Raw genomic sequence first — 13,484 nt, 5'->3', positions numbered from 1 at the left:
TTAAATTAATTTATATGATTTGTTATTCAAGCTTAAATTTAGTTTGATTGGTTAGACAATTCATCTATTTCTCGAATGCTTTTTTTTAAAAAGAAAAATTAAATATATTTGAAATTTGATTAAAATTATATTTTGACTAAGAATAAATTTTGATTTTAGAAATTTTTTGTATTAAGTTTTTAATCATGCATTGGTATAACTGACATTGATTTGTTTAAAACATTAATATATACACTGTATCAAATAGGAAAGATATGATAAATCATCATAAATTTATAACTATTCTTCGCGCATATTTTTTTTCACTGAATGCTTACGCTCTCATAAAACTATATCTGATAAAGCGATTAAACTGAAAACTAAGTTAAGATTATCTTTCTTTTAATTCACTAGAATAGTTATAAAATATATTAGCTTGGATATTAATAAAATTCTTATAAAGTATTTTTAACCACCTCATGAACATTATTGCTGAGGTGGTTGAGTGTATTAATATTTAGGACTTGGACCGTATTCATTATCACCCGGTGTGGAGTCCAATAGGTTGAAGATAAATATTACTAGTGGGCCGATTATAGGAATTAAGTTTAATAAAATCCACCAGCCAGAACGACTGATATCGTGTAATCGACGCACTTGTACCCCTAAGGCTGGCATAAATAATACTAAACCCCAAATTAATTGAATCATTTTAATGGTTGATTCTTCTAATCCGAGAACAGATGCGATTATGCCTATTAAAACGCCAATCAAGAATATTATTAAGGTAAAAAACCAGTATTCTTTACGACGGGCTCGACCTTGGAAATTAAAATAATTTGTGGTCATACAGCTGATAAACCATTCCATAACAATAAGTATCCTAGTGTAAAATAATTAAAAATTGCAATAGCTTTATTATTTTAAATATACTTAATAATATATAGTAATTATTTACATATATTATCATTTAATGGTTTGGATTGTTGTTCTTTTCTAATGTTCAGGTTTTCCGTCTGCCTTTTTTATTAAATAGTAATGGCTGATAAGAATGCTTTAAAACAGGGTTTAAAAATTTGGTGTAGCAATGAATTTTTTGTTTATGCATGCAATTGCATATATTTTTGCACTGTATCTACAATTGCCTGTGTCTGAGCATCTATCTCTAGATTGATGCAATCGTTTACCTGACATCTTCCAAAAAGTGTCCTGTTCATGGTTTCAGGTATCAGGTGGACATTGAATTCTTCTGTGGTTACCTCACCGATTGTGAGGCTGCATCCATTTAAACCAATAAAGCCTTTGGTGAGAATATAGGGAGCGGCCTTAGCTGGTAGTTTGAACCAGACAGTCCGATTTGGCGGGGTATCGTCAATGCGGGTTATGCTTGTAGTAGTAAAAATATGTCCGCTCATGATATGGCCACCAATTTCATCACCATAACGGGCGGCGCGTTCAATGTTTACGGCATCACCGATATTTAGTTGGCCGAGATTGGTTCTGGCCAAGCTTTCTGCCATTATATCGAAAGAGACTTCATCACCTTTAATAGCCGTGATGGTGAGGCAGCAGCCATTGTTGGCTACGGAGGCACCGATAGAGAGATTATCGCTGTCGCCTTGAGGCAGGCGTACTTGTATAGTGCGCAATTGCTGCTTTTCGCTGATGGCGGTGACGATACCTAATCCTTGTACGATGCCTGTAAACATTGATGCTAACTTTCTAAGATATTTAAACGGTTGGTTTGTGTTTGGCTTTAGCTGCTTTCAAGCGTGCTTCCTTACGGATGGCACCTTCCTGAAAACGGCGCGCCTGTTCTTCAGTGCCGATACATAATGGTGGTACTTTAGTAGGTTTACCGTTTTTATCGACGGCAACCATGCTGAAATAACAGCTATTAGTATGGCGGGCACTACGGTGTTGGATATCTTGTGCTTCTACCCGTATGCCTACTTCCATCGAAGTACGGCCTACATGATTGACGGAAGCATAAAAGGTCACCAACTCACCTACATGGATGGGCTCTTTAAAAATTACCTGATCCACGGACAGGGTCACGACGTATTCGCCAGAATAGCGGCTGGCACAGGCATAGGCTACCTGATCTAGCAATTTGAGTAAATCGCCGCCATGAACGTTACCATGAAAATTTGCCAATGCCGGTGTCATAAGTACGGACATGGATAGCTGATGCTGTGCACCTTGCGGTGGTAAGGGTGTAGGAACCATGGTTTTACCTTTGATATGTGTGTTTATATGTGAATAATTGTCTTTCTTTGAAGACTGTGTGTAATTATAAAAGCTGGTAAAGGTTATAACCAGTGGCGCCGGTAAAAATAAATTAACAGGCTAACGATGATGGTTGCCATCAGGCCAAGGACGATATAGTACCCATAGTGCCAGTGCAGCTCGGGGATGTTATCAAAATTCATCCCATATATGCCGGTGAGGACATTCAGAGGCATGACAATGATGGTAATTACAGTGAGCATGCGCATTTGTTCGTTGAGGTGGTTGGACTGATAGGATAGGTGTACATCCATCATGCCTGTTACAGTGTCGCGTGCGCTGTCGAGTGTTTCCATCAGTTGCTGCGTATGGTCGTAGACGTCAAGTAAATAGACGTGTATATCTTGGCTGAATAAAGAAAATTCATTATGTACAATGCGGCCGATGATATCGCGTATGGGTGAAAGGGTACGGCGTAGGCTGATGGCATCGCGTTTGAGCTGATGGATGGACATTAATAGGTTTTTGTTGCTGTTGCTAAATAGGCGTTTGTCTAGTCCTTCTACGCGGTTATCAAATTCATCTACAGTTACAAAATAATCGTCTACTATACGGTCCAGTAATGAATAAGCCAAAAAATCAATGCCTTTGCTGTAAATGCTACTGTAATTATGCTGGATGTACTTGCGAATAATGTGTAGTAACCCTAATGGTTCGAACTGAAAGGTGATGATGTAGTTTTGGCCAATGATGAGATAAATTTGGTTGTACTGAAGTTTCTGCTTTTTATAGACAAAAATACGTGCAGCAACGAATAGATAGTGACCGTAGTCTTCAATTTTTGGGCGTTGTTTACGGCTGAGTATATCTTCCATCGCCAGTTCGTGGATGTTGAAAGGCTGTAATAACTCATGTAATTGGTCGTTATCTGTTATACCGACAAGATGAATCCAGGTCAGGCTGTCTTTGCTGAGAGCCGGTATGTTTTCTGTGCGGATATCAGCTTCGGTGTAGGTGTGGTTGAGAAACTGGCTGGCATTAATCTGAATGATGGTCATGGATTGTGCCGGCATGTTGCTCACGTTGCTACGGTGAACCAGACTGGGTAGGTTGTGGGTCTGAACCAGTTTATTACTGGAAACATGTTGCGGTGTACTCATGGGACAAACTCACTGAACAGGTTTCAGATAGCCTTGATTTCAAGCTGCAGACCTATTTTCTGCCATAGAGCAGATTCCTGCAATAAGGCACTGGCGGTCAGCGGATTATGTTGCAACCATTCTTTGTCAAGACTGATGAGTAGCTGATGGCTGTTTTTGTGATAGTGGATGTCACAGTGATTTACAGGTATCTGTATATCCTGTCTTGCACGGCAAAATAGTACCGCTAGCCTCAGTGACAAGATACCAAGCCACAGCATTTCCTGCTGGCTAAACTCGGCTATTTTACGCAAATCGCCACGTTGTCCTAATACGAGTGTGGCCAATATATGTTGTTCTTTGCGCGAAAAGCCGGGCATATCTGCCTGATCCAGTATGTAGGCAGCGTGCTTATGAAAGCCTGTGTGTGAAATATCCAGTCCGATTTCATGAAGTAATGCTGCCCAGCGTACGTACTGCTGCCATTGCTCAGGATGATCTGAGCTGATGGAGGCGGTGAGGTGGCTAAATATCATTTGCGCCAAAGTGGCAACTCTCTGTGCCTGAACAGTATCTACATGGTAACGTTTCTGGAAGTCAGCAATGGTTTGGTTGCGCATATCATCGCCCAGCTGGCGACCAATCATGTCGTAGAATACGCCATCGCGTAGAGCTGCATCAGTAATGGTCATTTCGCGGATGTTGAGCTCGGCAAAAGCTGCTGTCATTACGGCCAACCCGCCGGCAAAAACTTCCAGGCGATCAGGTTTTAATCCTTCTAGTCTGGCTTTTTTGGTACTGCCGGCTGCGATGATACGGCTGGCAATTTTCTGCATCTGCGCTGCAGTAATGGCATCAATAGATTCATCTCCAGCGGCGATAACATCGCGAATGGAGCGGGCTGAACCCGATGTTCCAATAGCATAGCCCCAGCCAATATTTTTGAGTGCTACAGAGATGCGCTGTATTTCGGCACGTGCGCTATTGACGGCGGCCTGAAAATTTTTGTTATTTATTTTGCCACGTGGAAAAAAGCGCATACTGTAGGAAACACAGCCGAGGCTAAGGCTTTCGGTGATGGCAGGCTGTAATTCATGCCCGATGACAAATTCAGTTGAACCGCCACCAATATCGATAACCAGCATGTTTTCGCCTTTAGGTGGCAGGGTGTGAACCACACCAGTGTAAATCAGGCGTGCTTCCTCGCGTCCGGCAATGATGTCGATGGGAAAACCCAGTTTGGCTTCGGCAAGAGGCATAAACTGGCTGATGTTTTTGGCTACTCGGAAAGTATTGGTAGCGACAGCACGTACCTGATCGGGACTAAAACCCCGCAGCCGTTCACCGAATCTGGCCAGACAGTCGAGGGCGCGTTGTTGCGAAGACTGATCAAGATTTTTCTGTTCATCAAGACCTGCAGCTAGACGCACCATTTCCTTGATGGAATCGACTACCTGTAAATGGCCATTCTGGTTATGACAAATTTGCAGACGAAAGCTGTTTGAACCAAGGTCTACGGTGGCGAGCATATCTTGCGCGGTCATAATGAAGATGTTTTAACTTTAGACAGACGTAATGTTACCTTATCGTTGTGATAACTGCTATGAATGGCTGTGTGGTGATATGCTTATCGCAAAAAAAGATACACTTCTGATTTTTTGTTATGAAGATGTGTGATGAATGAGAATATTTGAAAAAAGTCCAGTGCTGCGAAATTGGCTGCAGAAAATTTGCTTGGTTCTAAGCTGAATATGTTGGCTGGCTTTAAGCTGCTTTTGTTTATACTAGATGCAGCTATATTGAAAATAAGACCGCTACACATTCAGGATAAATGTGCCGAGAGCAATATGATCCTGAGTGTGAACGGTCTGAGTAATTAGTTTAAAGCTGGGCTCTTATAGGCTGTAATACAGTTCGAATTCAAGTGGGTGAGGAGCCATACGAATGCGTTTGACATCTTCGCTCTTGAAATCGATGTAGCTGTCAATCCAGTCCTGACTGAATACACCACCACGAGTGAGGAATTCGTGGTCTGCTTTTAATGCTTCCAATGCTTCCTCCAGAGAGGCGCAGACGGTTGGAACCAAAGCATCTTCTTCTGGCGGCAGGTCGTACAGATTTTTATCAGACGGATCGCCCGGATGAATTTTGTTTTGAATACCGTCCAGACCTGCCATCAGCAAGGCGGTAAACGCTAAATACGGATTGGCGGTAGGGTCTGGAAAGCGTGCTTCGATACGGCGCGCTTTGGCACTGGCTACATAAGGGATGCGGATAGAAGCTGAGCGGTTTTTGGCAGAGTAAGCCAGTTTGGTAGGTGCTTCGAAATGCGGAACCAACCGTTTGTAAGAGTTGGTGGACGGATTGGTAAGTGCGTTCAGTGCTTTGGCATGTTTGATGATGCCGCCGATGTAATACAGAGCCAGATCAGACAGACCGGCATAGCCGTCTCCGGAGAACAGATTCTGGCCGTCTTTCCAAATGGACTGATGTACGTGCATACCTGAACCATTATCACCCAGAATTGGTTTTGGCATAAAGGTGGCAGTTTTACCAAAATTATGAGCTACGTTCTGAATCACGTATTTCATGTCCTGAGTCCAGTCTGCGCGACGAACCAGTGTGTTAAAACGAGTACCGATTTCCATCTGGCCAGCAGTAGCCACTTCGTGATGATGAACTTCAACCGGAATACCGATGGCTTCTAATGTCTGGGTGCAGGCTGAACGCAGATCCTGTCCTGAATCTACAGGTGCAACTGGAAAATAGCCGCCTTTTACACCCGGACGGTGGCCGGTATTTTGGCCGTCGTAAGATTCGCCACTGGACCATGCAGCTTCTTCAGAATGAATTTTGTAACGGGTGCCGCTCATGTCGGTTTGCCATTCTACGCCGTCAAATACAAAAAATTCAGGTTCTGGTCCGAAGAAAGCGGTATCACCAATGCCTGTTGATTTCAGATAAGCTTCGGCACGTTTGGCAATGGAACGCGGGTCGCGATCGTAGCCCTGACCATTTGCTGGGTCGATAACGTCACAGGTTAAAACTACGGTTGTATCATCATAAAAAGGGTCGATGAATGCAGTGGAGGCATCCGGTTTCAGGGTCATGTCAGAAGCTTGAATACCTTTCCAACCGGCGATGGATGAACCATCAAAGGCCTGCCCGTTTTCAAACCATTCTTCTGGATCTTCCAGCACAATTCGGGCAGGGACAGATACATGCTGTTGTTTGCCTTTGGTATCGGTAAAGCGCAAATCGATAAATTTAGCATCGTTTGCTTCTATCAGGCTGACTACTTCTTTTATTGACATTTTAGGACTCCCATTAAGGTATGGAGAGTGGTGCACTCTCTTGTAAGTTATCTTGATTCTGCCACAATTGTTTTGTAAAAAAAATGCACTGATGTAAAAAAAGAAGACTTTACTGTGGTTGTTAAATTAATTTATTTAAAAACATGTTGTTATAAATATTTATTCTTCTTTATATCTGAAATACTGAACTATTAGTTTAAGGTGGTCTAGAAAGTAGGGTGATTGTCGCAAATTGCTTTGCTTTATTTAATATCTAATCTTGCTTAAGTAGAACAACTTTGTGTTTGAAGATGGTTGGCAAAACCCAATTCTGAGAGTCTAGTTTAGATAGATGAGAAAAAAATGCTAAATCAAAATAGCCCGCTAACTTTACTAGCGGGCTGTAGTGTAATACTAGCAGGTAATTATTTAATTTTACCGTATTTTTTTAATATGGCTACAAGTTGGTTTTGCGGAAGAGCCTGTACCAGATTATGGTCGCGCCCTTCCATAGTTTCTGCTGCACACAAGGCATTCAGCACCGCTTCTTGTACAGCTTCTACGGTAGCGACATACAACGGATCGATGATTTCATCACTAAGGAAATCAATTTTGCTAATCCCAATTCCATATGCATCTTCATTGGCTGTAGAAAACGCCAGAAAAATGTCACCAGAACCATTATCGCCATAGGCGCCAAGTAAGCCAATACCAATCGGTACACGCTTAGCCAGTTTACTTAACTGCCACGGTAGTAAGGGTGCATCGGTGGCGATAATAACAATAATTGAACCTGTACCCGGTTTAGGGGCAAAGGTATTGATAATCGGCATCGTCTCTGGACCGAATTCATCTTTGAGAGGAATTCCGCATATTTGAAAAGTGTCTCGCATGCCATGGTTGGCCTGTACCAGTACCCCCAGCGTGAAATTCCCTGCTTCAGTGCTGACCAGTCGTGATGCAGTACCGGTGCCACCTTTGAAATCATGACAAATCATACCAGTTCCGCCGCCAACATTACCTTCGGCAATCGCCCCTGGATGAGCATTATGCAAGGCTTCTAAAGCGTGTTTCGGTTTGATATGAAATCCGTTGATATCGTTGAGCAATCCATCCCAAGTTTCTCCCACTACCGGATAAAAATAACCAACTCCGTCTACTGGCTGGCCATTGTTAACATAGGGATAGTAAAAATGGTTGTCAATCATCCATTTGCTGGTGGTGTCGCGCACAATACCCACGCTGTTGGTATTGGTGATCAGTACCGGACCGTGTAGTAGGCCGGAATCGTCCACCCAATGTGTACCGGTTAGTTCTCCGTTACCATTTAAATCATGCCGACCAGCAAAAACGGCACTTCGCTGCCGACCTCTGGGCAAAATGGCGGTAACGCCAGTCCGGGCAAAAGGTGAACCGGGTCCGGTGTAATCATCTGGTGTACCGTATACGACGGTACTGTAGCCGACTTCTACACCTGTAACATCGGTAATGGCATTGTATTTACCAGTGATACCTGTTAATGGAATACCTAATTCTCGGGCACGTTTTTTAGACATATTTCATCTCCTTGTAGTTTCATTTTTTGTTATAGGAGAGAAAAGGATACACTTTTTTAAAAAAAATTTAAAGTAATTGTTTGAAATCGCTGGAATTATGGGGCTTGCACGCTTTTTTTGCATTTAGTGCACTGAGTAATGCCTGATAGCGGCTGCGGGTGAGAGGATAGCCTATGGCGAAAAACGCAGCCACTATACCGGCGAGTGCATGAATCCATGTGTTTAGTTCTAGAATTGCGTACTGTGCTTGAGGTGGTTGAATAATTTGTTGTTGCCCGCTGGACGAAATGTAGCCGTGCTGAGCAAGATACAATCCGATAAACCAGATGGCTAGTGCACTACCAAATTTTTGTAAAAATGACATCAGGGAAGTAATTGCGCCTTCCCGTCGTTTGCTGTTGATAAAATCATCCAGCTCACAGATGTCGTACATCATGGCATAGTAAATAGTCCAAAAATAACTGTTTCCAAGCTGAAGCAGAATTAAATATAGCAGTAGCATGCTAGGGTTGGGAAAACCACTAAAGAAAAAAATTCCAGTACCGATAGAACTGATCAGCATGGATAGATAATAGACATTTTTTTTGTCAAATTTCTGTGCGGTGTAATTCACCACCGGCAGCCACGCCAGAGCGAATAGGCTGAATATTAGGAAAGCAATGGCGGCTTCCTTTTCACTGTACGCCAGATTATTTAGGAACAGATAATAAAGTGCGCCGGTACTGAGGGCATAGGCTGCCGACCAGAAAAACACCGAAGCACCAAGAAATTTACTTGATGACAGCCGTCCTATTTCTTTCATGTTGCAAATAACTGCTTTGAAAAAAGCCAGTAAATGAATTGGATTGAGTGCTGAAGATGTTTTTTTCTGGGCTGGTAATTCGTAACCGCGGGTAAGATACCAGCACGTAAGGCCACTTCCTAGTGTAACAACAGCAAATATCAAGCTGACGCCATGCCAGCCACTGCTTACGCTGTAGCCAGCATCAACAATCCATTTAACGATTAAGGGCGGTGCTGAAGAAGAAATCAACACCGCTATATTCAGAGCATATCCTGCCCAGACACGTACCGACGTACGTTCATCAAAATCGTTTGTCATTTCTGCACCAAGTGTATAAAAGGGAATTACATAAATTTTGTAGGTAGACCAGAACAGAATGGCAATGATTGTGAAATATATCGTTTTCTGATTGATGCTAAGAGCTGGAATATCGGTATAGAGCAGCAACAGTAGCAGGCTGTAGGGAAGAATGGCCGCCAGCATTAGCGGCCGCCTTCTACCCCAGTGCAGGCTGATATTGTCGGAAAATTGCCCGACCAGTGGATCTGCCACCGCATCCCATACAACAGCTATCAGTACGATGGTTCCGGCCTGCGCAGGTGGGATGTTAGCCACGTTGGTAAGGAAAAACAGATAAAAAACATAAAAAAAATTGTAGGCAACTGAATCGGCCATTTGTCCGATAGCATAGCCTAGCTTAACGTGAAGGGGCAGTTTGTTTGTTAGGTGGGGTGTGAAAGTGTGATGTTTATGCATGAGTCATCCCGGATAATTACTGTATCAATGGCTTTGTACGTTTAGGTGCAGATATAAAAGGAATCTGAATGCCGGCTGTTTCATCAGTTTTAGACAAACTGAATGCTGGTTCAGAACATTGATAAGTAGTTATGTGTTTACCTGGATGTAATCAGGCTATATTTAGTATAGTTAGATAAAACGAATATAAAACGATTAAGTCTTAAGTAGATAATATAGTAAGTTTAGGTTAATTAAAAATAAATTTTTACGTATGTTGCTTAAATACAGGTCTGATTGTATGTTGGAAATCAGCTTATTTGCCCAAAAGCAAAAGTTGGCAGCTTTAAATCGAATGAGGCTGGATCAGAGTTATACCGTCATTAATTATTTAATTTTTTATTGTGCTCACACGTTTTTTCATGCATTTTTGCCATAGAGTGGTAGAGGCTGGATAATAGCAACAGCTAATTTTTTTTGCAGAGGGGAACGGAACACTATGTTTGCTGTGTTTGGAAATCCGATTGCGCATAGTCGCTCGCCACAGATTCATCAGGCTTTTGCTGCACAGGAAGGGCGGGAATTGATCTATGAACGTCGTTTGATACCCATGAATGAATTTGCGGCTACTGCAAAGGCTTTTTTTGCAGCAGGCGGCATTGGTGCCAATGTTACGGTGCCGTTCAAGCATGAAGCTTTTACGCTTGCCGATAAGCTAACTTCCAGAGCGGAGGCAGCAAAAGCAGTCAATACACTGTTTTGGCATGATAATTGTTTGCTTGGCGACAACACAGATGGTATTGGACTAGTGCGAGCGATTGAAGAGTTGTTGTCGTTTTCACTCTTTAATCAGCACATATTGCTATTGGGTGCCGGTGGTGCGGCACGTGGAGTGATTCAACCACTTTTGCAGCAACATCCGGCTTCATTAACCATTGCCAACCGTACAGTGCACAAAGTACAGTCGTTGGCACAGGAACATGAAGTAAGTTGGTGTGAATATCATCAGATTCAACCTCAATATGATGTTATCATCAATGCCACTTCTGGGAGTTTATACGGGCAGACCTTGCCCATACCATCTGCTGTGCTGGCAAAGGCCAAACTAGCCTACGATATGATGTATGCGGCGGAACTAACGCCGTATCTACTACAGGCAAAGACTGCAGGATGTCCGCTGCTGGCAGATGGTCTTGGAATGCTGGTTGCACAGGCAGCTGCTTCTTACGAATTATGGCATGGATTTAGACCGGATATCCGGCCGGTAACAGAGCAGATGCGCACGGAAATGGAAAAAAGATGAAAATTGTGCGCAGTTTATTGATTATGCTGGTGACGTTGTTTTTGCTGTTTAATGCATACGTTTATGGCAGCCTTTTAACTTACCGTGCTGTAGCACCTCACCGTACGGTATTTATGTTGCTGCGTATGCATGAACTGGCTGCTTCCCGTCCTGATACGGAACTAAATTACCAATGGGTAGCATATAACCGCATTTCGCCAAATCTGAAAAAAGCGCTAATTGCATCTGAGGATGCACGCTTTGCCGAACATGATGGTTTCGACTGGAACGGCATTCGTACGGCAATTAAAAAAAATGAACATCAGGGCATGATTCGGGCAGGCGGTTCTACCATCAGCCAACAATTGGCCAAAAATCTGTTTTTATCTGAAAGCCGCCATTACTGGCGCAAGGCAGAAGAGGCAGTAATCACTTCCTTACTGGAAGCCACAACGAATAAAGACAGGATTTTCGCTTTGTACTTGAATGTTATTGAATGGGGCTATGGCGTATATGGTGCAGAAGCGGCAAGTGAGACGATTTACGGACGTACAGCTATGCAATTATCGGCACAACAGGCAGCCAAGTTGGCCGCTCGAGTTCCTCGACCTTTATACTACGCTGACCACCCGCACGATAAGGAAATCCGCCGCAAAGCCAATGTAATTTTACGGCGGATGGGGTCAGCACAATTACCAGACAACGACCAGTAAGCTTGCTTTCACTGAATCAAAACCATACCGTACTAACCGCGACGGCGCAAATCTTCCACTTCATCTAATAATTGCAAGATCAGGGCGGTGGCACTGGCACTGGCATCGAAATCACGGTGAATGCGCCATGCACGCCGTGCAATTGCCATGTGATAGCCAGTGTAGCGTGCTAGTTCTGGTTTCTGAGTTGCAGGAATGACACTTTCAGCAATCAGACTCAGTACCCAACTGCTTTGATTGTCGCAGGCGCGAACCAGATCGTCAAAGCTTAACTCTATATCTTGTTGAATATTATTCATGTTACGCTCCTGCTATCAAACGTGGTTCTCAGGCTGAAAACCTGCATAGTGCTGAGCCAATGCCTGCCACGCGGCGCGGTCAGCTTCGGTGTCGCTCTTGGGTAGAACGATATTAATCAGCAGATACAAATCGCCTGCCTCTTTGGCTGGTATGCCTTTGCCTTTCAAGCGCATTTTCTGACCATTGTGACTGTTGGCCGGAAGATTCATACTTAACTTGCCGGCAGGTGTGCTGACGTCAATTTTACCGCCCAATGCTGCTGTCCATGGTGCCACACTGATGCGCTGGTATACATCCTTTCGATTCTGTACATACAGGTTGTCCTGATTGCGGAAACTGATTTTTAAGTATAAATCTCCAGCTGCTCCACCATTAAAACCCGGCAAGCCTTGTCCGCTAAGACGAATTTGTTGTCCTTCTGTTATACCAGCCGGAATTTTAACATTCAGGGTTTTACGCTCGTAGCTCATCTGACCCTGAGCATTGAGCGTAGGCATTTCCAGTGACATGTTGCGCTGAGCACCGTGGTAGGCTGCATCGATGTCAATTACCAACTCAGCATGCTGATCTTCTCCTTTGATCGGACCAGTACGGTTTTGCTGAAAACCATGTCCCCCACGGCTGCCAAATGCTGAAAATAAATCGTCGAAATGAAAATCACCATTACCGAAAGCACCGTTCTGACCAAAATGGCTGGGGTCAAAATCGTATTGCTGATAATTAAATCCGCTACGACCACCGGCCTGTTGCTGGGCGCCATGGCCAAACGGATTGTCCAGCATAGCGTCGTATTCGGCTCGTTTTTCCTTATCATGCAAAGTTTCGTAGGCAATATTAATTTCACTGGTTTTGGCTACAGCATCTGGATCTTTACTGACATCCGGATGATATTTTCGTACCAGCTTACGATAGGCTTTCTTAATATCATCGTCGCTGGCTTTGCGGTCTACACCCAGAATTTCATAATAATTGCGGTCTGCCATGTTCCGTCCTTTGTGCAGATTTTTTTAGATTTTCAAATTAGCATTGTATCCAAACTTGGGGACAAACGGTTAAAGTTTAAAGTACCTAACTATCATGGTTTTCGCAGTAGCTGAATAAACATGGTTTAGGAAATTTCAGATAACAGAATCAAACCTGCATACCTTCTTACAGATTTATGTAATCCGTATTTTATAGTTTCTCTATGTAGTATTGGACTTACCGATGCTGACTAAAATCAGCCCCGTATCTTCAAATTAACAACTCGATGTGAATAAGGCGCCGACATAAAAATAAATTTAAATAGAAATAAGAAAAACAAAGATACAGAAAATTTTTTCAGTGGATCTGAAGGATTTATTCTGTAATCTAAAAAACGTTTTATTATGTATATGTTATTAATGAATATAAAATATTTGTATTCATAATGGTCTGTGTAAAATTAAGCTTAATAGAATAATTTTTTTTTGTTTAGCGTTGTGTTTTTAAAATC

General features: G+C 42.9%; 12 protein-coding genes. 2 read left to right on the top strand and 10 right to left on the bottom strand.

The window, feature by feature from the left end; genetic code table 11:
- Window positions 1-489 precede the first annotated feature (489 nt).
- The 8 genes from J3U67_RS03085 to J3U67_RS03050 form a co-directional block, all read right to left on the bottom strand.
- Entirely contained in the window at window positions 490-849 is a 360-nt protein-coding gene (locus tag J3U67_RS03085) for a DUF805 domain-containing protein (protein ID WP_267403699.1), read from the bottom strand.
- A gap of 230 nt (window positions 850-1,079) precedes the next feature.
- Entirely contained in the window at window positions 1,080-1,688 is a 609-nt protein-coding gene (locus J3U67_RS03080) for a riboflavin synthase subunit alpha (RefSeq protein ID WP_267390062.1), read from the bottom strand.
- Between the two features lie 22 nt (window positions 1,689-1,710).
- Entirely contained in the window at window positions 1,711-2,208 is a 498-nt protein-coding gene (locus J3U67_RS03075; RefSeq protein WP_100139923.1) for an acyl-CoA thioesterase, read from the bottom strand.
- 83 nt (window positions 2,209-2,291) lie between these two features.
- Entirely contained in the window at window positions 2,292-3,368 is a 1,077-nt protein-coding gene (corA, locus tag J3U67_RS03070; RefSeq protein ID WP_267403696.1) for a magnesium/cobalt transporter CorA, read from the bottom strand.
- A gap of 23 nt (window positions 3,369-3,391) precedes the next feature.
- Window positions 3,392-4,891 (bottom strand): exopolyphosphatase, encoded by a 1,500-nt coding sequence (ppx, locus tag J3U67_RS03065; RefSeq protein WP_267390066.1) that lies wholly within the window; start codon window positions 4,889-4,891, stop codon window positions 3,392-3,394.
- Window positions 4,892-5,242: 351 nt separating this feature from the next.
- Window positions 5,243-6,661 carry a type I glutamate--ammonia ligase gene (glnA, locus tag J3U67_RS03060; RefSeq protein WP_100139927.1) on the bottom strand — a complete coding sequence of 473 codons (1,419 nt, stop codon included), beginning with the start codon at window positions 6,659-6,661 and terminating at the stop codon, window positions 5,243-5,245.
- Window positions 6,662-7,065: 404 nt separating this feature from the next.
- Window positions 7,066-8,196, bottom strand: a complete 1,131-nt coding sequence (locus tag J3U67_RS03055; RefSeq protein ID WP_100139928.1) for a P1 family peptidase — start codon at window positions 8,194-8,196, stop codon at window positions 7,066-7,068.
- Window positions 8,197-8,263: 67 nt separating this feature from the next.
- Window positions 8,264-9,736, bottom strand: a complete 1,473-nt coding sequence (locus tag J3U67_RS03050; protein WP_267403694.1) for an MFS transporter — start codon at window positions 9,734-9,736, stop codon at window positions 8,264-8,266.
- Window positions 9,737-10,214: 478 nt separating this feature from the next.
- On the opposite strand from J3U67_RS03050, the gene aroE reads away from it, so the two are divergent.
- Both aroE and mtgA read left to right on the top strand, forming a co-directional pair.
- Window positions 10,215-11,018 (top strand): shikimate dehydrogenase, encoded by an 804-nt coding sequence (gene aroE / locus J3U67_RS03045; RefSeq protein WP_267390069.1) that lies wholly within the window; start codon window positions 10,215-10,217, stop codon window positions 11,016-11,018.
- Window positions 11,015-11,710 carry a monofunctional biosynthetic peptidoglycan transglycosylase gene (gene mtgA / locus J3U67_RS03040; RefSeq protein ID WP_267403692.1) on the top strand — a complete coding sequence of 232 codons (696 nt, stop codon included), beginning with the start codon at window positions 11,015-11,017 and terminating at the stop codon, window positions 11,708-11,710. Before aroE ends, mtgA begins: the two co-directional genes overlap by 4 nt.
- A gap of 32 nt (window positions 11,711-11,742) precedes the next feature.
- On the opposite strand, the gene J3U67_RS03035 is transcribed toward mtgA, so the two are convergent.
- The gene (locus J3U67_RS03035) at window positions 11,743-12,009 is read right to left on the bottom strand and encodes a chaperone modulator CbpM (RefSeq protein ID WP_100139932.1); all 267 of its coding nucleotides are present in this window, start codon (window positions 12,007-12,009) and stop codon (window positions 11,743-11,745) included.
- 15 nt (window positions 12,010-12,024) lie between these two features.
- Complete coding sequence (locus tag J3U67_RS03030) at window positions 12,025-12,993, bottom strand: DnaJ C-terminal domain-containing protein (protein WP_267390070.1); 969 nt, start codon at window positions 12,991-12,993, stop codon at window positions 12,025-12,027.
- Between the last annotated feature and the right edge of the window lie 491 nt (window positions 12,994-13,484).

It is taken from the genome of Snodgrassella sp. B3837 (assembly GCF_026535955.1).
Taxonomy (GTDB): Bacteria; Pseudomonadota; Gammaproteobacteria; order Burkholderiales; family Neisseriaceae; genus Snodgrassella; species Snodgrassella alvi_E.
This window is presented reverse-complemented; position numbering and strand designations above follow the sequence as displayed.

Bases quoted from the DNA above. Each gene is read 5' to 3' on its own strand.
- J3U67_RS03085 (WP_267403699.1), bottom strand. From the start codon at position 849: ATGGAATGGTTTATCAGCTGTATGACCACAAATTATTTTAATTTCCAA.
- J3U67_RS03080 (WP_267390062.1), bottom strand. From the start codon at position 1,688: ATGTTTACAGGCATCGTACAAGGATTAGGTATCGTCACCGCCATCAGC.
- J3U67_RS03075 (WP_100139923.1), bottom strand. From the start codon at position 2,208: ATGGTTCCTACACCCTTACCACCGCAAGGTGCACAGCATCAGCTATCC.
- corA (WP_267403696.1), bottom strand. From the start codon at position 3,368: ATGAGTACACCGCAACATGTTTCCAGTAATAAACTGGTTCAGACCCAC.
- ppx (WP_267390066.1), bottom strand. From the start codon at position 4,891: ATGACCGCGCAAGATATGCTCGCCACCGTAGACCTTGGTTCAAACAGC.
- glnA (WP_100139927.1), bottom strand. From the start codon at position 6,661: ATGTCAATAAAAGAAGTAGTCAGCCTGATAGAAGCAAACGATGCTAAA.
- J3U67_RS03055 (WP_100139928.1), bottom strand. From the start codon at position 8,196: ATGTCTAAAAAACGTGCCCGAGAATTAGGTATTCCATTAACAGGTATC.
- J3U67_RS03050 (WP_267403694.1), bottom strand. From the start codon at position 9,736: ATGCATAAACATCACACTTTCACACCCCACCTAACAAACAAACTGCCC.
- aroE (WP_267390069.1), top strand. From the start codon at position 10,215: ATGTTTGCTGTGTTTGGAAATCCGATTGCGCATAGTCGCTCGCCACAG.
- mtgA (WP_267403692.1), top strand. From the start codon at position 11,015: ATGAAAATTGTGCGCAGTTTATTGATTATGCTGGTGACGTTGTTTTTG.
- J3U67_RS03035 (WP_100139932.1), bottom strand. From the start codon at position 12,009: ATGAATAATATTCAACAAGATATAGAGTTAAGCTTTGACGATCTGGTT.
- J3U67_RS03030 (WP_267390070.1), bottom strand. From the start codon at position 12,993: ATGGCAGACCGCAATTATTATGAAATTCTGGGTGTAGACCGCAAAGCC.